The organism is Ancylobacter moscoviensis (genome assembly GCF_007559435.1).
Taxonomy (GTDB): Bacteria; Pseudomonadota; Alphaproteobacteria; order Rhizobiales; family Xanthobacteraceae; genus Ancylobacter; species Ancylobacter moscoviensis.
In genome coordinates this window covers 352,406-371,123 of the sequence record NZ_VMBP01000004.1, presented here as the reverse complement: position 1 = coordinate 371,123, position 18,718 = coordinate 352,406, and the positions used below count along the sequence as shown (strand labels likewise).

The window sequence follows — 18,718 nt, the reverse complement described above, 5'->3', positions numbered from 1 at the left end:
CGCAATGAAACTGATCTGAGCAATGCGTGGTGCGAGACCAATGAAGCGATGACGGCCGAAGGGATTGCAGCCGCCTTGATAACGCCGAGTTCGTCCACCCTTTTTCTTATTGCCGCGATCATTCTCGGGTTAATTGCCGGGCTTCAGTTCATTCTCTCGAAGCGGCTGCGCACGGCTGCGCTGCGCTTCTGGGCGTCTTCCAATCTCGTCTTCTGCCTCGGATGCACGCTCTTCGCCATGCGCGACGTGCTCCCTCTCTCTGCGCCTTCGGTCGCTGGCAGCGGGCTGCTCATCCTCGGGATCGGCCTCATCGCTGGAGGCATCGCGGCCTTTGATGGCCGACGTCCGCGCTTCGGCCTCCTGTTTGCTGGACCTGTGGTCGCTGTAGCAATGCTCGCGGTCTCGGTTGCCGGCGGTGATCAGCCCGCCGAGCGGATCCTGATCTCTTCACTGGGCGTTACCTTTTACACCTTGCTCGCGGTGACCCTGTTGCTGCGCTTGAAAGTACACCGCCTCGACGGGGTGCAGGTACTGTGCGCCGGGGTCATGTCCCTCTTCGCCGCGGTCTATCTGGCGCGGGGCGTGGGTGTTTATTTCGGTGTGATCGATCCCACAGACCCTTTCGGCGGCGGCTGGGCGCGTGTGCTGGCCCTCACGATGGCCGTTACCTGGAGTTTTTGCTCGCTATTCCTACCGCTCGATCGGGCGGCGTCTGTGGATGGCCCCACGGGGCTTTTCAATCACAAGGCAACACTGTCGGTTGGGCAAGACCGGCTGAAGGAAGCGCTGTCACGCAACCATCCTCTGTCGGTACTCCTGCTGGATCTGGACCACTTCAAGCGCGTGAACGACCGTTTTGGCCATCATGTAGGCGATCAGACTCTGAAGGCCTTCGCAACGGTGATGTTGAGATCGGTACGCACGTGCGACGTGGTCGGCCGCCTGGGCGGCGAAGAGTTCTGCATCATTCTTCCTCTGTGTACCGAGGCCGCGGCCTTCGAAATAGCCGAGCGACTGAGGCGACGATGCGAAACCGAACTCGAGTTCGTCGCTCGTCATAGGATCAGCCTGACGGTTACGATCGGCGTTGCGACGCGCTCCCCCACTTGGGACACTATGAGTTCCCTGATGAAAGCGGCGGATGCGGCGCTGTACGAAGGCAAAGCGCTTGGTCGGAATCGCGTCATCTACGCAGGCGCGACACCCTCGACCGGCGAAATGGTACCTGAATTATAAGCCCTGGCGGATCGCTGTTCGTCTTGCCGGATCGGGATCGGCAGCTTTCACGTCAGCAGGATTCGTCTGGCACGGAGGGGGACTCACACTCGAAAACGCCTTCGTCCATCAGTTGCTATGAAGGGGAAATGGTCAGGAACGAAGTCGCCGGCTTTCGGTTCTACTGCTGCGGCAAGGACCGCATAGGGAGAACGACAATGACGAACGATCCGAAAAACAAGCAGGGAATGGGCGAGCACCACGATACCCGCCAGGGCGATCAGGGCCACAAGTCGAGCCAGCTCAATAACCCTGACAAGCAGCACACCCAGAGCCCCGGCGGCCAGAGGCAGCAGGGCGAGGAGCGCCGCGACCCGAACCAGCAGCACAAGGGCGGCCAGCGCTAACGCGGGCGTCTGCTCGCCGCCCGCCCCAGCTGAGTGCCAGGGCGGGCGGCGTTGTGAATGCAGTGTTCCTCGCACCGCAAAATCAATTCGATTTCTCCGGAACCATCGCCGACGCCGGGCGTTTGCCGTCAGTTTATCCGTGGCTTGAGTCCACCAACCAGCCTTGCGAAAAATAAGTCCGGGTCCGTGCCAACTCGTCTACGTCGACCATCGAATAGCCGAGGTTCGTCGCTTGAGCTTGGATCGCGTCCAGCAGCGCATGTCCCGTCGGCGCCAGTGGGCCCGCACAACAGCCCGCCACGGGTCATCTCCGACCCGATCCTTCTGACCGGGCTTGCCGATTTGCACCTGTTGCGGCAGCGCCATGACGCTGCGCACCGGCACATCCAAGCGCAGTAGGGTCTATCGTTACTACAGTTGCTCCGCCTCCGGCCGGGTCGGCAAGTCCGCCTGCAAGGGACGAACGGTGCCGATGGAGAACCTCGCCATCTGGTCACACGCCATGTGACCGAACGTGTCCTGATGCCCGAGCGACTGGAGGCGCTGCAGCAATCTGTCGTCGACCGGCGGGTGAAAGCCGATGCCGAGGTTCAGGTGCGGATCGATGAACTCTCTCGCGAAAGGACGACAGCGGAAGACAAGCTCCGGCGGCTCTACCAACTCGTCGCTGACGGCATCGCCGAGCCAGACGACATGCTCAAGGAGCAGATCGGAAAGCTCAAGGCAGACCGGGAACGGGCGCATTCAGCGCTTGAGAGGATCGAGAATCAGGGTGCAGCCGCAAGCCGGCTCGATCTGGACAAGCTAGTCCGCTTCGGGCAGCTCATGCGTTCAAACATTACGAATGGCGGGATACCGTTCCGCAAAGCCTATTTGCGCTCGCTGATCGACGCGGTCGAAGTCGACCAGCACGTCGTGCGCATCCACGGATCAAAGACAGTCTTGGAGAGAGCCGTGCTAGCCGACCGGTTCACCCAACCGGGTGTCGCGATTTTGCACGGAAGTGGCGCGCCCTAGGGGAGTCGAACCCCTCTCTCCACCGTGAAAGGGTGGCGTCCTAACCGATAGACGAAGGGCGCGCAGGCGCGGACCTTATAGGGGCGTGCGGGCCGGCGCACAAGACGTCGCGCGCGGTGTCGTCCACAGGCGTATGAGCCGGCCCCACCACTTCACCATTTGCCGATGTTCGGCAGAGACGTCCAGGGCTCCTGCGGCGGCAGGGCGTCGCCCTTCTGGAGCAACTCGATGGAGATGTTGTCGGGCGAGCGGACGAAGGCCATGCGGCCGTCGCGCGGCGGGCGGTTGATGGTGACGCCGCCATCCTGCAGCTTCCGGCAGGTTGCGTAGATGTCGTCGACCTCGAAGGCGAGATGGCCGAAATTGCGGCCTTCGCCATAGGCTTCCGGATCCCAGTTGTAGGTCAGCTCGACCTCGGCGAGGCCTTCCTGTCCGGGGGCGGCGAGGAAAACCAGCGTGTAGCGCCCCTGCGGCACCTCCTTGCGGCGCACTTCCACGAGGCCCAGCTTGTTGCAGTAGAAGTCGAGCGAGGCCTCGATGTCGGTGACGCGCACCATGGTGTGAAGATATTTCATGGGTCCTCTCGCAAGCTTCGGCGGCCGCGCGGCCGGCAGGATGGGAGCGCAACATATGACGATGGACGATGACATCAAGGCGGCGTGTGTCGATCTGACGGACATTCTCGCCGGCATGCGGCGGGGTGTCGCCTTCACCGGTGCGGGCATCTCGACCGAGTGCGGCATTCCCGATTTCCGTTCGCCCGGCGGCCTGTGGACGCGCAATCGCCCGATCGATTTCGAGGCGTTCCTGACCAGCCGCGAGATGCGCAACGAAGCGTGGCGCCGGCGCTTCGCGATGGAGGCCGCCTTTGGGGGCGCCACGCCGGGGCGCGGCCACCGGGCGCTCGCCCGGCTTCTGGAGGAGGGCAGGCTGGCCGGCATCGTCACCCAGAACATCGACGGGCTGCATCAGGCCTCCGGCGTGCCGGACGACCGTCTCGTCGAACTGCACGGCAACAGCACCTATGCGACCTGCCTCGACTGCGGCGAGCGCTATGAGCTCGGCTGGGTGCGCGAGCGCTTCGAGACGCGGGCGCAGACGGCGCCGGACTGCCTCGATTGCGCCGGGCCGATCAAGACCGCCACCGTCTCCTTCGGCCAGCCCATGCCGGGCGAGGCGATGACGCGCGCGGGCGAACTGACCGCCGCATGCGACGTCTTCCTCGCCATCGGCTCGTCGCTGGTGGTGTGGCCGGCGGCGGGCTTTCCCGTGCAGGCCAAGCGCAACGGTGCCCGGCTGGTGATCATCAACCGCGAGCCGACCGAGTTCGACGACATGGCCGATCTCGTGATCCATGCGGACATAGGCGACGTGTTCGAGGCGGCGACCGGGCCCTGATCGCCGCGGCCAATCGCGCACCCGAATCAATTTGGGTGTTTTCGTGGCGGAATCGGATGCTATGCTCGGCCGGTCAGAATCATAAGTCTCTGCCGTTGGTGCGGAGCGAAGCGTTCCTGGAGGTAGACAGCCGATGGTATCGGACGGTTCTCTGCCACGGACGGGACTGGTCTCGCGGAACGCGCTCGACCAGGACGCCGATGTCGCCGATCGTGCCGATGGCGGCCTCGTCCAGATCGCCGGTACCATCAAATGGTTCGACGTCTCCAAGGGGTATGGCTTCGTCGTGCCGGATGACGGCAGCGGCGACGTGCTGCTGCACGTGACCTGCCTGCGGCGCGGCGGCTTCAACACGGCGCAGGAAGGCGCTCGGGTGGTGTGCGAGGCGGTGGCGCGCGAGCGCGGCTTCCAGGCGCTGCGCGTGCTGTCCATGGACGAGTCGACCGCCCTTCATCATTCGCAGCTGCCGCAGGCGCGCACCCATGTGACGGTGCAGCCGGTCGGCGGCTTCGAGCGCGCCTGGGTGAAATGGTTCAACCGGCTGCGGGGCTTCGGCTTCCTCTCGCGCGGCGAGGGGACCGAGGACATCTTCGTCCATATGGAAACGCTGCGCCGCCATGGGCTGACCGAGCTGCGGCCGGGCCAGATGGTGCTGGTGCGTTTCGGGCCGGGGCCGAAAGGCCTTATGGCTGCCGAAGTGCGGCCGGATGGTGCCGCCACGCCGTCGTCTCACTAGGGAAGCGCTCGCCGCGCCATTGACCGCATGATCATCGCCCGTTCCGTGGCTGGCGCACGCGCCGCCGTGTTCCCGCATGCCGGCCTTCTCCGGCAGTGCGTGGCGGGCCTTGCCGCCGTCACGTTGCTGTTCGCCGCCCTGTTGTCCGCCCAGGCGGCCAGCTTCGAGAAGCTGACCGTCTCGACCAAGGCGGGGCCGGTGGTCTTCGAGGTCGAGCTCGCCGTGACGCCGGCCGAGCGGTCCAAGGGTCTGATGTATCGCACCGAACTGGCCCCGAACGCCGGCATGCTGTTCGACTTCGGGGTCGATCAGCCGGTCTATATGTGGATGAAGAATACCTACTTACCGCTCGACATGGTGTTCATCCGTTCCGATGGCCGTGTGGCCAGCATCGCGGCAAACACCGTCCCCCTCTCGACGGCCACGATTTCCTCCGGCGCGCCGGTGCGGGCAGTGCTGGAACTGCCAGCGGGCACGGCGAAAGCACGGGGCATCGCCGTCGGCGACCGTATCGAACATCGATTGTTCGCCGGAGGCTAACCGAAGTCGTCACAGCGCCCAGGGGGTATCCAGGACCTTCCACTGGCGGGCTTCGACGGGAACGTGTCGGCGAAGGTCCCGGCGCGCAAACGAGCGATCATGTCGTGATATAGGCAGGCAGTGGCGACCGCGGCTGGGCTCGAACCAGCGACCTGCCGCTTAGAAGGCGGCTGCTCTATCCAGCTGAGCTACGCGGCCCCGCTCCACCGGCAACAGACGCGTGTCAGTGGGTCCACTGGCCGACGCGGCGGAAGCTGAAATTGTCGGCATAGGCGATGCGGCGCCGGATCGGCTCCTGCGGCTCCTGCACCTGATAGGCGATGCCATGGCGCTCCGCGTAGGCGATCGCCTCTTCCTTGGTGTCGAAACGCAGGCGAAGCTGGCTCTTCATGTCGCCGGAACTGGTGTAGCCCATGAGCGGCTCGACCTGACGCGGCTGTTCGGGCTCGTAGTCGAGCACCCAGAGCTTGGTCTTCGCCGTACCGGACTGCATGGCGTTGCGCGCCGGCTTGTAGATGCGTGCCACCATTTCCTTCGCTCCCTCGCCCCACGGGCCGCTCAGCTTCGCACGTCCGAATGGTCGGGGCAGCAGGATTCGAACCTGCGACCTGAAGTACCCAAAACTTCCGCGCTACCGGGCTGCGCTATGCCCCGACGCCGTGTAAACGTTACAGATGTTCGATTCTGGAAATCTGCACGCCTGCTACAGCGGCGATGAAATGGCACAGAATCGCTGCCGGCGGCAAGAGCGGTGCCGGAGTGGCGTCACGAGCCCGGGAGAAGATGGGCCCCGCGTCCTCGCCATGTCGTAGGCTGGACGATGATCCATGAGGCGATCGCCTGCTGCCTCTTTCCCCAATGATCGCGCCGGAACGGGCCAGTGCGAGCCCTGCGTCGCGCGCATGACAGGGTGGAGAGGGGCACCAAAGTCGAATCGCGGCCAAGGCGGCTGCGCGCTATCGGAACGTCGTTTTTCCGAAACGGAAGGTTTCCGTCATGCATCGTGAGCGTATCCGCCAGCCGTCGCTTCTCGCCAAGGTCGTCAGCGCGGAAGAAGCGGCTTCGCACATACGCGACGGCATGACGGTCGGCATGAGCGGCTTTACTCGCGCGGGAGAGGCCAAGGCCGTGCCGATGGCACTGGCCCAGCGGGCGAAGACCGAGCCGCTCAAGATCACCCTCATCACCGGCGCCTCGCTCGGCAACGACCTCGACAAGCAACTCGCCGAGGCTCACGTGCTTTCCCGCCGCATCCCGTTCCAGTCGGATCCGGCGCTCCGCAAGGCGATCAATGCCGGCGAGGTGATGTTCGTCGACCAGCATCTGTCCGAGACGGTGGAACTGCTGCGCACGCAGCAGCTCGGCCCGGTCGACGTGGCGGTGATCGAGGCGGTGGCGATCACCGAGCAGGGCGGCATCATCCCTACGACCTCGGTGGGCAATTCGGCGAGCTTCGCCATCCTGGCCAAGAAGGTGATCGTCGAGATCAACCTCTCCCAGCCGCTGTTGCTGGAAGGGCTGCACGACATCTACATCCCGACGCGCCGGCCGGTGCGCCATCCCATTCCGGTCGTGGCGCCGGAAAATCGCGTCGGGCTGCCGTTCATCCCGGTCGATCCGGAAAAGATCGCGGCTATCGTCGTCACCTCGAAGCTCGATTCGTCCTCCACCGTGCTGCCGCCGGATGAGGAGACGAAGGCCATTGCCTGGCACCTGACCGACCTGCTGAAGCGCGAGGTGAAGCTCGGCCGGCTGACGAACACGCTCCAGCCGCTGCAGGCGGGCATCGGCACCATCGCGAATGCGGTGATGCACGGGCTGATCGAGAGCCCGTTCCACAACCTCACCATGTATTCCGAGGTGCTGCAGGATTCGACCTTCGACCTTTTCGATGCCGGGAAGATGGACTTCGCGTCCGGCTCGTCGATCACCCTGTCGCAGGCCAAATATCAGGAAGTGCTGCCGGATCTCGCCCGCTACAAGCCGAAACTCATCCTGCGCCCGCAGGAGATCAGCAACCATCCGGAAGTGATCCGCCGCCTCGGAGTCATCGCCATCAACACGGCGCTGGAGTTCGACATCTACGGCAACATCAACTCCACCCATGTGGGCGGCACCCACATGATGAACGGTATTGGCGGTTCCGGTGATTTCGCCCGCAACGCCTACCTCTCCGTCTTCGTTACCAAGTCGATCGCCAAGAACGGCGCGATCTCCAGCGTGGTGCCGATGGTCGGCCATGTCGATCACAACGAGCATGACGTCGACGTGGTAGTGACCGAGCAGGGACTGGCGGACCTGCGCGGACTGGCGCCGCGGGAGCGGGCAGCGGTCATCATCGCCAACTGCGTGCACCCGAGCTATCGGGATGCGCTGTCGGACTATTTCCAGCGAGCACTGGCGCGCGGCGGGCATACTCCGCACGTGATCGAGGAAGCACTGAGCTGGCACGCGCGGCTGCGCGAGCGCGGGACGATGCTCGCCGGCTGATTCCCGGCGAGCGGCTCACGCTGTTGCGCCCCTTGGGGCAGGAAGGCTAACTCTGCCGCCTGTCCCCGACGCGCGAATCCTTAGCTCATGCCCGCACGCCTTCGCCTCTACCTCGCCGGACCCGAAGTGTTCCGTGCCGACGCCGCCGAGGAGGGTGCGCGGCTCGTGGCGCTGTGTGAGGCCGCAGGGGCGGAGGGGCTGTTTCCACTCCATGCCGAGGGCGTGGACATCCGTCAGGCCTGCATCGACATGATCGACGCGGCCGATGCCCTGGTCGCCAACATCTCGCCCTTTCGCGGCGTCCATATGGATCCGGGCACCGCGTTCGAGATCGGCTACGCGGAAGCGCAGGGCAAACCGACCTTCCTGTGGTCGGACGATCCACGCCCACTGACCGAGCGGTTGCCGCCGAATCCCGACGGGCGCGACAGTGACGGACATCTGATCGAGGACTTCGGCAGGCCGGAGAACCTGATGATCGTACCCAATGGCCGCCCGGTCCGGGCCAGCGCGGAAGAAGCGATCGCCGAGGCCGTGGGAGCGCTGGGATTCGCGGTGAAGAATCGCCAGCTCCAGCGCATGACGCGGGCGGCGGTAGCCGTCGCTCTCGTCGTCAGTCTTGCGGCGGCGCTTGCCGCTGGCGCCATCGTCAACCGCATCGTCGGCTGGTAGCCGCTCGGGCCTGCGACGCCACCACAACAAGTCGTGACCGGAACCCTAAGCGCGCCGACGTCGTTGTTGCCCATGAACCGGCGGGCATTTTCTTGCCTGCCGCCTCGTGAGTGACAGACGGAGACACATCATGCGCAAGCTGATTCTTGCTACCGCCACTCTCGGCATCCTCACCGCCGCCGGCGTGGCGACCGCGACGGCGCAATATCGCGAACCGATGTATGGCGGGCCGGTCTATCGCGGCCCCGTCTATGAGGGGCGCAACGTCTACATGGCCGAGCCGCGCGGCGTCGTGGTCTACGGCAACCGCTATATGCGGACCGCGCCGCTGGGCCCGAGCTACGGCTATGAGCCGAGCTACGCCGATCCCTGGTACATGCCCGGCGATCAGGCCATCATCAATCAGGAGCGTATCAACGAGCGCAGCAGCCGTTGATGCCGCTTCGCTCAGCACCCTCGTGAAGGGCGGGCCATCGGCCCGCCCTTTTCGTCGTGCATCGTGTCGACCTTGACGCGCGGTGCCCGGGGTCTCTTGAATGACGGCTGCGGACCGGCGCCGAACGCGGCGCGGGATGGCGATGATCGACGCCAAGCATTCGGAGACAGACATGACCAAGCACGCCGGGTTTCCCCTCGACACGTCTTCCCATGAGGAGAGGCTGGACCGGCTGGGGCAGGTGGCGGTGCATGTCGGTCTCGGGCTGCGTCCGGGGCAGGAACTGGTGATCACCGCCTCGATCGACGCCTTGCCGCTGGTGCGGCGCATCACCGAGCATGCCTACAAGGCCGGCGCGAGCCTCGTCACGACGCTGTTCAGCGACGAGGAGACGACCCTCATGCGCTTCCGCAACGCGCCGGACGACAGCTTCGACGCGGCCTCCGGCTGGCTCTATGAGGGCATGGCCAATGCTTTCAAGTCCGGTGCGGCGCGCCTTGCCATCTCCGGCGAGAATCCCTCGCTGCTCGCCCATGAGGATCCCGAGAAGGTCTCGCGAGCGAACCGTGCCCGGTCGAAGGCGTATATGCCGGCGCTCTCGCTGATCGCGGGCTTTGACATCAACTGGACGATCGTCTCCTACGCATCGCCCGCCTGGGCGAAGGCCATGTTCCCGGACGACCCGGAGGACATCGCGGTCGCCAAGCTCTGGCACGCCATCTTCGCCGCCTCGCGCGTCGACACGCTCGATCCCGTGGCCGCATGGGAGGCGCATAATCGTGAGCTGCAGGCGAGCACCGCCCGGCTCAACGGCCGGCGCTATGCCGCGTTGCGTTTCCGCGGCCCCGGCACTGACCTCACGGTCGGTCTCGCCGACGAGCATGAATGGGCGGGTGGGGCCTCGACGGCCAAGAACGGCATTGTCTGCAACGCCAACATCCCGACCGAGGAGGTGTTCACCACCCCGCACAAGGACCGGGTGCACGGCTATGTGGCGAGCACCAAGCCGCTCTCCTACCAGGGCACGCTGATCCAGGACATCGCGGTGAAGTTCGAGGGTGGCCGAATCGTCGAGGCGACGGCCCGCACGGGTGCCGATGTGCTGAACAAGGTGCTCGATACCGACGAGGGCTCGCGCCGGCTGGGCGAGGTGGCGCTGGTGCCTCATTCCTCGCCGATCTCGAAGAGCGGCCTGCTGTTCTACAACACGCTGTATGACGAGAACGCCGCCAGCCATATCGCGCTCGGCCAGTCCTACAGCAAGTGCTTCATCAATGGCTCGTCGCTCACCCTGGAGGAACTCGCGGCCCGCGGCGCGAATTCGAGCCTGATCCATATCGACTGGATGATCGGTTCCGGCGAGGTGGACGTCGACGGCATCACCGCGTCCGGCGAGGCCGAACCGGTGATGCGCAAGGGCGAATGGGCCTGATGGTCCGCCGGCAGGAACGGGCGGCTTCCTGATGCCGCCGAACTATGATGAAGTCGCGCCGCCTCGTGGCCGGTCGAATCCGGCCATCGGACGGGAGGGCAGACTGATGTGTCGTTGGCGCGCCTGGTGGAAGGGGCTGCCGGCCCTTGCCGTGCTGGCCGCTGCCGCCATTTTCTTTGGCCGGGCTCCGGTGGAGCATGACCTGACGAGCCGGGCCGAGGCGCTGCTGTCCGAAATCGGCGAATCCTGGGCGCATGCGCGCTTTGAGGGGCGCAGCGCGGTGCTCGAAGGCGAGGCGCTGTCCGAGGAGGCGCGGATCAAGGTGCGCGCCGAGCTCGGTCGCCTTTCCGGCGTGCGTCTGGTCGAGGATCGCACGACGCTGCTGCCCGAGCGCCGGCCGTTCACCTTCGGCGCCATCCGCGACGGCAACAAGCTGCATCTGGAAGGCTATGTGCCTTCCAACTACGCCCGCCGCCGCATCGCCGAAGCCGCCGCCGAGATGGCGCCCGGCGTCGTGGTGAGCGGCGATCAGGAGCTGGTGCGTGCCCGTGGCGTGCCGGCAGGCGACTTCATCGGCGTCGTCGCCTTCGGCATCCGGCAACTGGCCAAGATGCCGTCCGGGCGCATCACGATCTCCGACGATGCCTTCTCGATCGAGGGGCGCGCGCCCGACTTCACGACCTATGACGCGCTCGAGGTGACGGTGCGCAGCGAACTGCCCGGCGACTTCAAGCTGGCGCGCTTCGCGGTGTTGCCGCCGGCGGTGTCGCCCTTCGTTTGGTCGGCCTCGCGCGAGCCGGATGGCGTGACGCTGTCTGGCTACATCCCGCTCGGCGATGCACGTCGCTCCCTGCTCGACATGGTCCGCGCGGCGGTGCCGGGCGCGGCGATCTCCGACCGGCTGCGGCTGGCCGACGGGGCGCCGCAGACCGAGGGCTGGCTGAAGGCCGTGTCCTTCGCCCTTGGCCAGCTCGGGCGGCTGCCGAACGGCAAGGTCTCGCTCTCGGGCACCACCATCTCGGTGGAGGGTAGCGCGCCGGATTTCGCGGCCTATGACGCGCTTGCCGGCGCGCGCCGCAGTGTGCCAGAAGGCTACACGCTGACGCGCTTCGCCGTGGAGCCGCCGACCGCCAACCCGTTTATCTGGAGCGTTCAGCGCAACGCCAACGGCGTGCGCCTGACCGGCTATGCGCCTTCCGAGGACGCCAAGCGCCTCGTGCTCGATGCGGTACGCGGCGACCTGCCCGGCGTGCCTTTGAGCGACGAAATGCGGATCGCCTCGGGCGGCCCGGCGGCCGAAGCCTGGGTCACCGCGACGGCCTTCGGCATCGACCAGCTCTCGAAACTGCTGACCGGGGCGGTGCGCGGCGACGGCACCACGCTCTCGGTTTCCGGCGAGGCGCAGGATTCGGCCGCTTTCAACACGGTGCTCGCCGCACTCGCGCAATCACCGCCGCGTGGCTTCACGCTACGGGCGGATGTGCGCCCCCCAGTGGTCTCGCCCTATGTCTTCAGCCTGCGCAAGGATGCCGATGGGCTGACGATTTCCGGCTTCTTCCCGTCGCCGACCGAGCACGAACGGCTAGTCGCCGCGGCAAAGGCACAGTTCCTCGGGGCGCCGGTGAACGACGTCTCGGCCGTGGCGCAGGGCGCGCCTCAGGGCTTCACGGCCGCCGCGATGGCCGCCATGCGCCAGCTCTCGCGTCTGGAGACGGGTGAGGCCCGCTTCGATGACGGCAGGCTGCGAGTGACCGGCGCGGCGCTCTATCCGGCGGCTGTGGCGTCGATTCGTTCGACGCTGGCTTCGGCGCTTCCCTCGGGCTTCTCGCTCGATGTCGGTCTTGAGGTGGCGGCGCCACACCCGATGGTCGACCGTGCCGCCTGCCAGAAGGCGATCGACGACCTGCTGGAGAAAGGCACCATCGCCTTTCTCGATGACGGCACGCGTATCGATCCGGCGAGCTATGGGCTGCTCGACCATGTGGCGTCCGTCGCGGCCAGCTGCTCGGATTCGATGATCGAGATCGCCGTCCGGCAGCCGCAAGCCAGCGCCGCGCTGGCGGCGGGACGGGCGCAATCGGTAACGAAGTATCTGGCGGGCGCCGGCATCGCGCCGGACCGCCTCGCCACCGGGGAGCGCCCGGCGCTTGCCGCGCAGGCCACCGTACCGGGCCGTATCGGCGAGCCCGGCATCCAGCTGATCGTGAGGTGACGCCGATGTGGTTCCTGGCGCTCGAATTGTGGCCCTATCTCCTCGGCGCACTCGCCATCGGGCTCGTTACCGGATGGTTCGGCGGCTGCAAACCGGCGCGGCGCAAGGCGGCCCCCGTCGAGGCGGAGGAGGCGGTATCGTGACCTCCTTCGCCATCGACGTCGCCATTCTGCTGACGGCGGCCTATCTTGTCGGCTGTATCGGCGGCTGCTGGCTCCGACGCGTGATCACGCAGCGTCGCGCCGGCTGATTACCCTATCTATCGGTCCCGCCTCAGAAGCGGGAGCCGCGCAGGTCGGCTTCGATCTGCAGGGTGTCGCGCGTTCCGAAGCGTGACTTGTAGACCTGAGCGTTCTCCATCACGCGCTGAACGTAATTGCGCGTCTCGGAGAAGGGGATGCGCTCCACCCAGTCGATGGGATCGACCGAGGGGTCACGCGGGTCGCCATACTGGGCGATCCACTTGGAGACGTTGCCCCGTCCGGCATTGTAGCCGGCGAAGGTCAGCACGTAGTTGTTCTGGTAGTTGTCCAGCAGGCTGCGCAGCTCGGCGGCGCCGAACTGGACGTTGACCGTCGGGTGGCTCAGCCGCTTGGGATCGTAGGCGGCGCCGGTGCGCTGGGCGATGGTGCGTCCGGTCGCCGGCATGACCTGCATCAGGCCCGTCGCGCCCGCCCGCGAAACCGCCGACGGGTTGAACATGCTTTCCTGCCGGGCGATAGCATAGACCAGCGACCGGTCCACGTCGGTGGTGATCGGCTGGTAGTTCGGGATGCCGATGGTGGGATAGGCCTCGGCCTCCAACGGAATGCCGCGATTGAGCGCGACCTTGCCGATCGTCGTCATCGCGCGAGCGTCGCCCTGCTGCTTGGCGAGTTCGGCCAGCAAGCCGAGCTGGGCGGAATCCGGCAGACGCTCGGCGAGATCGTAGGCAAGGGCGAGCGACAGCGCGGACTTGTCCAGCCGGTCCAGCAGCTTAAAGATCATCACGCCTTCATCGCGCGAGAAGGCGGTACGCTGGGCGGCCGAGGCTGCCGGCGCGGCATTGATCCGCACACGGGAATTGCCCAGCCGCGCGCTGGCGAGCTGGCCGTAATAGGCCGTGCCGTATTCGGCCGCGGCGGCGTACTGTGCCCGGGCATTGGCGGTGGACCCCATCGCCTCGAGCGCGCGGCCCTGCCAGTAATAGCCGCGCGAAACGGTCGCCGGGTGGGTCTGCCGCTCAGGGATCTTGGAGAAATGCTGGAGCGCGGTCTTCGGATCGTTGAGGAAGCGCAGCGCGATCCAGCCAGAAGTGAACTGCTGCTCGGCGCGCAGATGCTCGTCATCCGGCACCGCCGCGTCGCGGGCGACCTTGTAGGCGCCGCGGGCATCGCCCTTGTCGAGCAGGCCGCGGGCGACGAGACGACGCTCGATCCACCACTCATCCGGATCGACCAGAACATCGGCGTCCTTCGGCGCGCTGGCCAGCGTGCGCGCCGCGCCGGCATGGTCGTCCTTGCGGCGCTGCACCTTGGCGAGCGTATAGAGATAGGCCGGGTCGGAGCGCAGCGACATCGGCACGGAGGCGAGGGCCTTGGCGACGTCGCCCTTGCCGGAAGCCAGCGCGATACGGGCACGAGCGAGGGCGACCACGTCGTCCCCGGCGCGCTGCGCGGCGCGCAGGCCACGTTCGGCATCCTCGGCATAGAGCAGCTTGTCGGCCCGGCGCTTGTGGTCGCCGCGCGTCAGCAGTCCGCCGAACTCCACCATCACCGTCGATTCGGTGTCGGCGGACAGAGGATCCTCCTGCCACGCATTGCGCAGCCACGCCGCGCCAGCCTTCTGGTCGCCGGCGGCGAACAGCGCGCGGGCGAGCGCGATCTTGCCCTCGCCGGAATAGGGCGCCTGCTCGGCGAAGAAGCTGAGGATCGTCTGCGGATCCTTGTTCTCGACGTAGAGCAGATATTCGAGCCGGCGGCGCAGCACGACGGGCGTCGGCAGGGTGGGGTGGGCGCGCAGGATGGCGACGGCCCGGTCGAAGCCGACGTCGCGCGCGGTGACGCGCAGCGCCAGCCAGCGTACGAGCGCCTGGGCACCGGGATCGCGCATGGAATCGGCCATGGCCAGCGCCTGGGCGGATTGCCCCTTCTCCACCAGACTCACCGCCTGCTGGAGATCTCCGGACGCACCGCCCAGCACGCGCGTCGGCATCAGGCTCGCCGCACCGGCGGAGGCGGCAGAAGCGGCCGTGAGCTTGGGGGAGGGCGTGATGGTGGGCTTCGCCGCAGGCGTCGCGGCGGCCGTCGGCTTGGCGCTCGGCTTCGGCGCCGGCTTGGCGGCCGCGGTCTTGCCGCTCGCCTTGTCCTTGCTGGCGGTCGAAGGCTTCGCCACCGGCTTTGCGCCGGGCTTGGGGGCCGGTGTCGGCACCGGCGTCGCGTGGACGACGGAGGAAGCGACGGGTGTCAGGAGCGAGGCGGAGCCCAGCAGCAGTGCGGCGGCGAGCGGCAGAATCAGGCCGCCCGTCCGGCGACGCTGGACCGCATATTCGTTCTCGGACTCGCTCATGGGTTCTCGCATTTCCCGCCCAACAGACGACGTGTGATCCTGCGACGGTGCAGGCAGGACCATACCTATCTGTTGTCCCGCGATCTTATTGACGAATTGCTAACCACAACCCCACGCTTGCGCCCAGCCTATGCTCAACCGCTGCGCTTGTCTTGGCCAATAGGCGATCAACCCGGCGAAACCGGGGCAGGGTGCCGCACCCGGCCGGCTCTGCCAAGGCGCCGCGGGTCGGTGCGCCAACAATGTTCTTTCTTCGGCGCCGCCGACGCGATATCTGATGGCCCCTTTGCTGCGCCATGCCGGTTATGGTGCGCGAGAACGACGAGAAAAGCTTCAGGAGCGCTCCATGCCCCATTCGCTGCCCTTCCGTGGATCCTTTACGGCGCTCGTGACGCCGTTCCGCGACGGCGCGCTGGACGAGAAAGCGTTCCGGGACCTCGTCGACTGGCAGATCGAGGAAGGCATCCACGGCCTCGTGCCCGTCGGCACGACGGGCGAAAGCCCGACGGTCTCGCATGACGAGCACAAGCTCGTGGTCGAATGGACCGTCGAGCAGGCGCGCGGCCGCGTGCCCGTGATCGCCGGCGCCGGCTCGAACAACACCATCGAGGCCATCGACCTCGCGCGCCATGCCGAGAAGGCCGGCGCCGACGCGGTGCTCGTCGTCACGCCCTACTACAACAAGCCGGGGCAGGAGGGCCTGTACCAGCACTACAAGGCCATCAACGATGCGGTCGGTATTCCGATCTACATCTACAACATCCCCGGCCGGTCGGTGGTCGACATGTCGGTGGAGACGATGGCCCGGCTGTCCGAGCTGAAGAACATTGCCGGCGTGAAGGACGCGACCGCCAATCTCGCCCGCGTCAGCATGCAGCGTCAGGCGATGGGGCCGAGCTTCAACCAGCTCTCCGGCGAGGATGCCACGGCGCTGGCTTTCATGGCCCATGGCGGCGACGGATGCATCTCGGTCGCCTCCAACGTGGCCCCGCGCCTCTGCTCCGACCTGATGAACGCCTGCATCGCCGGCGACTACAGCAAGGCGCTGGAGCTGCAGGATCGCCTGTTCCCGCTGTTCCAGGCGCTGTTCGTTGAAACCAACCCGAGCCCCACCAAATATGCGCTGAGCGTCCTCGGCAAGATCGCTGACGAGGCGCGCCTGCCCATGGTGCCCGTCACCGACAAGACCAAGGAAACCGTCCGCGCGGCCATGCGCCACGCCGGACTGCTCAACTGACCTAGATCGGGGCGTTCGCTCCGGTTCGGAGCAACAGCGATGGCCGAGAAAAAATCACAGACACGCAAGGTCGTCGCCGACAATCGGCGGGCACGGTTCGACTACGACATCGGTGAGGTGTTCGAGGCCGGCATCGCGCTCTCCGGCACGGAGGTGAAGAGCCTGCGCGGCGGCAAGGCGACGGTGGCGGAGAGCTATGTCTCCGCCAAGACCGGCGAGGCCATCCTCTACAATTCCTTCATCCCGGAATATCTGCAGGCGAACCGCTTCAACCACGAGCCGCGCCGGCCGCGCAAGCTGCTGATGCACAAGCGTGAGATCGCCAAGCTCTGGCAGGCGGTGGAGCGCGAGGGCATGACCGTGGTGCCGCTGCGCATCTATTTCAACGAGCAGGGCCGCGCAAAGGTCGAGCTCGCCATCGCCCGCGGCCGCAAGGCGCACGACAAGCGCGAGGCGCTCAAGGAGAAGGACTGGGCGCGCGACAAGCAGCGGCTGATGCGCGACCGGGGATAGAGGGCGCCCGATCTCGCCGTCGTCCCGGCCATGGCGCTACCCAGAACGCCGAATTCAAAAGAAAAACCCGGCACTTGGCCGGGCTTTTTGATTCGAAATGTCGGAGACCAGCCTCAGTCTTTGGCGCGCTCGACATAGGAGCCGTCGGCGGTCATCACCACGATGCGGGTACCGATGCCGACATGCGGCGGTACCGCCGAACGCACGCCGTTGGACAGCACCGCCGGCTTGTAGGAGGAGGAGGCAGTCTGGCCCTTCACGACGGGCTCGGTATCGACCACTTCGAGCACCACGCGCTGGGGCAGCTCGATGGCGATGGCGTTGCCCTCGTGGACGGAAAGCATGACCTGCATGCTTTCCTGCAGATAGGCCGCCTGGTCGCCGATCACGTCCGGCTGCACCGCGACCTGATCATAAGTCTCGGGGTTCATGAAGTGATAGCCTTCACCGTCCGAATAGAGGAAAGTGAAGGGACGGTCCTCGACATGGGCGCGCTCGACCTGCTCGGTCGTGCGGTAGCGCTCCGAGATCTTCGTGCCGTCGGAGATGCGGCGCATGTCGAGCTGCGTGACCGGCGTGCCTTTGCCGGGATGAATGTTGTCGGCGGTGAGCACGACATAGAGCCTGCCGTCGATATCGACCACGTTGCCCTTGCGCAGCGTGCTGGCGATGACCTTGACCATTGCGGTCCTCTGGCTGTTGGGTGCGCCACATCGCGCGGGGCACCGTGGGATTCCGTTGGGCGCCTCCTATACAAGCGCCCCCGCCATCCGCCAACCCCACCCGCGCCAACCGAAGAGAACTGTCGGAGGATCGCCAATGTCCCTTTCCGCCTCTCCCTGGTGGTCGCCCGAGCGCCACGCCGACCGGCGCCCGTTCCTGCTGGCCCGCCAGCGAATCCAGGGCGCGCTGCGCGCGTTCTTCACTGCACGCGACTTCATCGAGGTGGAAACACCGATCCTGCAGGTCTCGCCGGGCAACGAGACGCATCTGAAAGCCTTCGCCACGGAACTTGAGGGGCCGGACGGGGCGCGCGCGCCGCGCTATCTGCACACCTCGCCGGAATTCACCGCCAAGAAGCTGCTGGCGGCGGGTGAGCGGCGGCTTTTCACTTTCGCTCGCGTATTCCGCAACGGCGAGCGTACGGCGCTGCATCATCCCGAATTCACCCTGCTGGAATGGTATCGCGCTCGTGAGGGCTATGAGGCGCTGATGCGCGACTGCACGACCCTGCTGGCGATCACCGCCGAGGCGGTCGGCGCGCGGGAGTTCCATTTCGGCGGACATGTCTGCGATGTCGGCGAGGCCCCGGAGCGGCTGACCGTGGCGGAAGCCTTCGACCGTTTCGCCGGCATCGATCTGATGGCAAGCGTCGGCGCCGACGGCAACGACCGCGACACGCTCTGGCACGCGGCGCAGGCGCGCGGCATCCGCGTGGCGGCGGATGACGGCTGGGCGGATGTCTTCACCCGGGTCATGGTCGAGAAGGTCGAGCCGCATCTCGGCATTGGGCGGCCGACCATCCTGTGCGAGTACCCGATCTCGGAGGCGGCGCTGGCGCGGCCGAAGCCGACCGACCCACGTGTCGCCGAGCGTTTCGAACTCTATGTCGGCGCCGTCGAACTCGCCAATGCCTTCGGCGAGTTGACTGACGCCGCCGAGCAGCGCCGCCGCTTCGTGCAGTGGATGGACGAGAAGGAGCGCATCTATGGCGAGCGCTACCCGATCGACGAGGACTTCCTCGCCGCGCTGGTGGTCATGCCGGAAGCCTCGGGTATCGCGCTGGGATTCGACCGGCTCGTGATGCTCGCAGCGGGTGCGCGGCGGATCGAGGATGTACTCTGGGCGCCCGTGGCGCCCTGAGTT

Annotated in this window: 20 protein-coding genes and 3 tRNA genes; 16 read left to right on the top strand and 7 right to left on the bottom strand. The window is 66.4% G+C overall.

Translation table 11 applies throughout. The features are described from left to right. Nucleotides 1-48 precede the first annotated feature (48 nt). From FO470_RS14200 to FO470_RS14185, 4 genes are all read left to right on the top strand, one after another. Complete coding sequence (locus FO470_RS14200; protein WP_186291963.1) at nt 49-1,236, top strand: GGDEF domain-containing protein; 1,188 nt, start codon at nt 49-51, stop codon at nt 1,234-1,236. Nucleotides 1,237-1,433: 197 nt separating this feature from the next. Continuing rightward, nucleotides 1,434-1,622, top strand: a complete 189-nt coding sequence (locus FO470_RS14195) for a hypothetical protein (protein ID WP_144343611.1) — start codon at nt 1,434-1,436, stop codon at nt 1,620-1,622. A 364-nt stretch (nt 1,623-1,986) separates the two neighbouring features. After that, nucleotides 1,987-2,130, top strand: a complete 144-nt coding sequence (locus FO470_RS19870) for a hypothetical protein (RefSeq protein ID WP_144343610.1) — start codon at nt 1,987-1,989, stop codon at nt 2,128-2,130. Nucleotides 2,131-2,144: 14 nt separating this feature from the next. Beyond that, complete coding sequence (locus FO470_RS14185; protein ID WP_144343609.1) at nt 2,145-2,639, top strand: hypothetical protein; 495 nt, start codon at nt 2,145-2,147, stop codon at nt 2,637-2,639. Here the strand turns inward: FO470_RS14185 and FO470_RS14180 are convergent. Both FO470_RS14180 and FO470_RS14175 read right to left on the bottom strand, forming a co-directional pair. Next, nucleotides 2,627-2,701, bottom strand: a tRNA-Glu gene (locus tag FO470_RS14180). The two genes, FO470_RS14185 and FO470_RS14180, sit on opposite strands and share 13 nt — an antisense overlap. Before the next feature lie 90 nt (nt 2,702-2,791). Beyond that, entirely contained in the window at nt 2,792-3,214 is a 423-nt protein-coding gene (locus FO470_RS14175) for a VOC family protein (protein ID WP_144343608.1), read from the bottom strand. Between the two features lie 55 nt (nt 3,215-3,269). Between FO470_RS14175 and FO470_RS14170 the strand changes: the two genes are divergently transcribed. From FO470_RS14170 to FO470_RS14160, 3 genes are all read left to right on the top strand, one after another. Next, the gene (locus tag FO470_RS14170; RefSeq protein ID WP_144343607.1) at nt 3,270-4,037 is read left to right on the top strand and encodes an SIR2 family NAD-dependent protein deacylase; all 768 of its coding nucleotides are present in this window, start codon (nt 3,270-3,272) and stop codon (nt 4,035-4,037) included. 133 nt (nt 4,038-4,170) lie between these two features. Further along, nucleotides 4,171-4,773 (top strand): cold-shock protein, encoded by a 603-nt coding sequence (locus FO470_RS14165; RefSeq protein ID WP_144343606.1) that lies wholly within the window; start codon nt 4,171-4,173, stop codon nt 4,771-4,773. 27 nt (nt 4,774-4,800) lie between these two features. Beyond that, on the top strand, nt 4,801-5,313 hold the full coding sequence (locus tag FO470_RS14160) for a DUF192 domain-containing protein (protein WP_144343605.1): 513 nt from the start codon (nt 4,801-4,803) through the stop codon (nt 5,311-5,313). A 121-nt stretch (nt 5,314-5,434) separates the two neighbouring features. Here the strand turns inward: FO470_RS14160 and FO470_RS14155 are convergent. The 3 genes from FO470_RS14155 to FO470_RS14145 all read right to left on the bottom strand — a co-directional run bounded on the left by FO470_RS14155 (nt 5,435) and on the right by FO470_RS14145 (nt 5,967). After that, a tRNA-Arg gene (locus tag FO470_RS14155) sits at nt 5,435-5,511 on the bottom strand. A 25-nt stretch (nt 5,512-5,536) separates the two neighbouring features. Continuing rightward, nucleotides 5,537-5,842 carry an ETC complex I subunit gene (locus FO470_RS14150; RefSeq protein WP_144343604.1) on the bottom strand — a complete coding sequence of 102 codons (306 nt, stop codon included), beginning with the start codon at nt 5,840-5,842 and terminating at the stop codon, nt 5,537-5,539. 48 nt (nt 5,843-5,890) lie between these two features. Continuing rightward, a tRNA-Pro gene (locus tag FO470_RS14145) sits at nt 5,891-5,967 on the bottom strand. Between the two features lie 342 nt (nt 5,968-6,309). Here FO470_RS14145 and FO470_RS14140 point away from each other — a divergent pair. From FO470_RS14140 to FO470_RS19560, 6 genes are all read left to right on the top strand, one after another. Beyond that, nucleotides 6,310-7,803, top strand: a complete 1,494-nt coding sequence (locus FO470_RS14140; RefSeq protein WP_144343603.1) for an acetyl-CoA hydrolase/transferase family protein — start codon at nt 6,310-6,312, stop codon at nt 7,801-7,803. Nucleotides 7,804-7,890: 87 nt separating this feature from the next. Further along, the gene (locus FO470_RS14135; protein WP_144343602.1) at nt 7,891-8,475 is read left to right on the top strand and encodes a nucleoside 2-deoxyribosyltransferase; all 585 of its coding nucleotides are present in this window, start codon (nt 7,891-7,893) and stop codon (nt 8,473-8,475) included. A 130-nt stretch (nt 8,476-8,605) separates the two neighbouring features. Continuing rightward, nucleotides 8,606-8,911 carry a hypothetical protein gene (locus tag FO470_RS14130; protein ID WP_144343601.1) on the top strand — a complete coding sequence of 102 codons (306 nt, stop codon included), beginning with the start codon at nt 8,606-8,608 and terminating at the stop codon, nt 8,909-8,911. 172 nt (nt 8,912-9,083) lie between these two features. After that, a complete protein-coding gene (locus FO470_RS14125) occupies nt 9,084-10,343 on the top strand; it encodes an aminopeptidase (protein WP_144343600.1) in 1,260 nt (419 codons plus the stop codon). A gap of 106 nt (nt 10,344-10,449) precedes the next feature. Next, nucleotides 10,450-12,555, top strand: coding sequence for a flagellar motor protein MotB (locus FO470_RS14120; RefSeq protein WP_246659591.1), 2,106 nt, complete (start codon nt 10,450-10,452; stop codon nt 12,553-12,555). A 5-nt stretch (nt 12,556-12,560) separates the two neighbouring features. Continuing rightward, the gene (locus FO470_RS19560) at nt 12,561-12,698 is read left to right on the top strand and encodes a hypothetical protein (protein WP_186291962.1); all 138 of its coding nucleotides are present in this window, start codon (nt 12,561-12,563) and stop codon (nt 12,696-12,698) included. Between the two features lie 130 nt (nt 12,699-12,828). On the opposite strand, the gene FO470_RS19785 is transcribed toward FO470_RS19560, so the two are convergent. Next, nucleotides 12,829-15,102 (bottom strand): lytic transglycosylase domain-containing protein, encoded by a 2,274-nt coding sequence (locus FO470_RS19785; RefSeq protein ID WP_144343599.1) that lies wholly within the window; start codon nt 15,100-15,102, stop codon nt 12,829-12,831. A 346-nt stretch (nt 15,103-15,448) separates the two neighbouring features. Between FO470_RS19785 and dapA the strand changes: the two genes are divergently transcribed. Continuing rightward, nucleotides 15,449-16,339, top strand: coding sequence for a 4-hydroxy-tetrahydrodipicolinate synthase (gene dapA / locus FO470_RS14110; RefSeq protein WP_144343598.1), 891 nt, complete (start codon nt 15,449-15,451; stop codon nt 16,337-16,339). A gap of 39 nt (nt 16,340-16,378) precedes the next feature. Then, nucleotides 16,379-16,852 carry an SsrA-binding protein SmpB gene (smpB, locus tag FO470_RS14105; RefSeq protein ID WP_144343597.1) on the top strand — a complete coding sequence of 158 codons (474 nt, stop codon included), beginning with the start codon at nt 16,379-16,381 and terminating at the stop codon, nt 16,850-16,852. A 113-nt stretch (nt 16,853-16,965) separates the two neighbouring features. Here smpB and efp read toward each other — a convergent pair whose 3' ends face one another. Then, the gene (efp, locus tag FO470_RS14100; RefSeq protein WP_144343596.1) at nt 16,966-17,535 is read right to left on the bottom strand and encodes an elongation factor P; all 570 of its coding nucleotides are present in this window, start codon (nt 17,533-17,535) and stop codon (nt 16,966-16,968) included. Between the two features lie 136 nt (nt 17,536-17,671). Between efp and epmA the strand changes: the two genes are divergently transcribed. Continuing rightward, nucleotides 17,672-18,715 carry an EF-P lysine aminoacylase EpmA gene (gene epmA, locus FO470_RS14095; protein ID WP_144343595.1) on the top strand — a complete coding sequence of 348 codons (1,044 nt, stop codon included), beginning with the start codon at nt 17,672-17,674 and terminating at the stop codon, nt 18,713-18,715. Nucleotides 18,716-18,718: the final 3 nt, after the last annotated feature.

Bases quoted from the DNA above. Each gene is read 5' to 3' on its own strand.
- FO470_RS14200 (WP_186291963.1), top strand. From the start codon at position 49: ATGACGGCCGAAGGGATTGCAGCCGCCTTGATAACGCCGAGTTCGTCC.
- FO470_RS14195 (WP_144343611.1), top strand. From the start codon at position 1,434: ATGACGAACGATCCGAAAAACAAGCAGGGAATGGGCGAGCACCACGAT.
- FO470_RS19870 (WP_144343610.1), top strand. From the start codon at position 1,987: ATGACGCTGCGCACCGGCACATCCAAGCGCAGTAGGGTCTATCGTTAC.
- FO470_RS14185 (WP_144343609.1), top strand. From the start codon at position 2,145: ATGCCCGAGCGACTGGAGGCGCTGCAGCAATCTGTCGTCGACCGGCGG.
- FO470_RS14175 (WP_144343608.1), bottom strand. From the start codon at position 3,214: ATGAAATATCTTCACACCATGGTGCGCGTCACCGACATCGAGGCCTCG.
- FO470_RS14170 (WP_144343607.1), top strand. From the start codon at position 3,270: ATGACGATGGACGATGACATCAAGGCGGCGTGTGTCGATCTGACGGAC.
- FO470_RS14165 (WP_144343606.1), top strand. From the start codon at position 4,171: ATGGTATCGGACGGTTCTCTGCCACGGACGGGACTGGTCTCGCGGAAC.
- FO470_RS14160 (WP_144343605.1), top strand. From the start codon at position 4,801: ATGATCATCGCCCGTTCCGTGGCTGGCGCACGCGCCGCCGTGTTCCCG.
- FO470_RS14150 (WP_144343604.1), bottom strand. From the start codon at position 5,842: ATGGTGGCACGCATCTACAAGCCGGCGCGCAACGCCATGCAGTCCGGT.
- FO470_RS14140 (WP_144343603.1), top strand. From the start codon at position 6,310: ATGCATCGTGAGCGTATCCGCCAGCCGTCGCTTCTCGCCAAGGTCGTC.
- FO470_RS14135 (WP_144343602.1), top strand. From the start codon at position 7,891: ATGCCCGCACGCCTTCGCCTCTACCTCGCCGGACCCGAAGTGTTCCGT.
- FO470_RS14130 (WP_144343601.1), top strand. From the start codon at position 8,606: ATGCGCAAGCTGATTCTTGCTACCGCCACTCTCGGCATCCTCACCGCC.
- FO470_RS14125 (WP_144343600.1), top strand. From the start codon at position 9,084: ATGACCAAGCACGCCGGGTTTCCCCTCGACACGTCTTCCCATGAGGAG.
- FO470_RS14120 (WP_246659591.1), top strand. From the start codon at position 10,450: ATGTGTCGTTGGCGCGCCTGGTGGAAGGGGCTGCCGGCCCTTGCCGTG.
- FO470_RS19560 (WP_186291962.1), top strand. From the start codon at position 12,561: ATGTGGTTCCTGGCGCTCGAATTGTGGCCCTATCTCCTCGGCGCACTC.
- FO470_RS19785 (WP_144343599.1), bottom strand. From the start codon at position 15,102: ATGAGCGAGTCCGAGAACGAATATGCGGTCCAGCGTCGCCGGACGGGC.
- dapA (WP_144343598.1), top strand. From the start codon at position 15,449: ATGCCCCATTCGCTGCCCTTCCGTGGATCCTTTACGGCGCTCGTGACG.
- smpB (WP_144343597.1), top strand. From the start codon at position 16,379: ATGGCCGAGAAAAAATCACAGACACGCAAGGTCGTCGCCGACAATCGG.
- efp (WP_144343596.1), bottom strand. From the start codon at position 17,535: ATGGTCAAGGTCATCGCCAGCACGCTGCGCAAGGGCAACGTGGTCGAT.
- epmA (WP_144343595.1), top strand. From the start codon at position 17,672: ATGTCCCTTTCCGCCTCTCCCTGGTGGTCGCCCGAGCGCCACGCCGAC.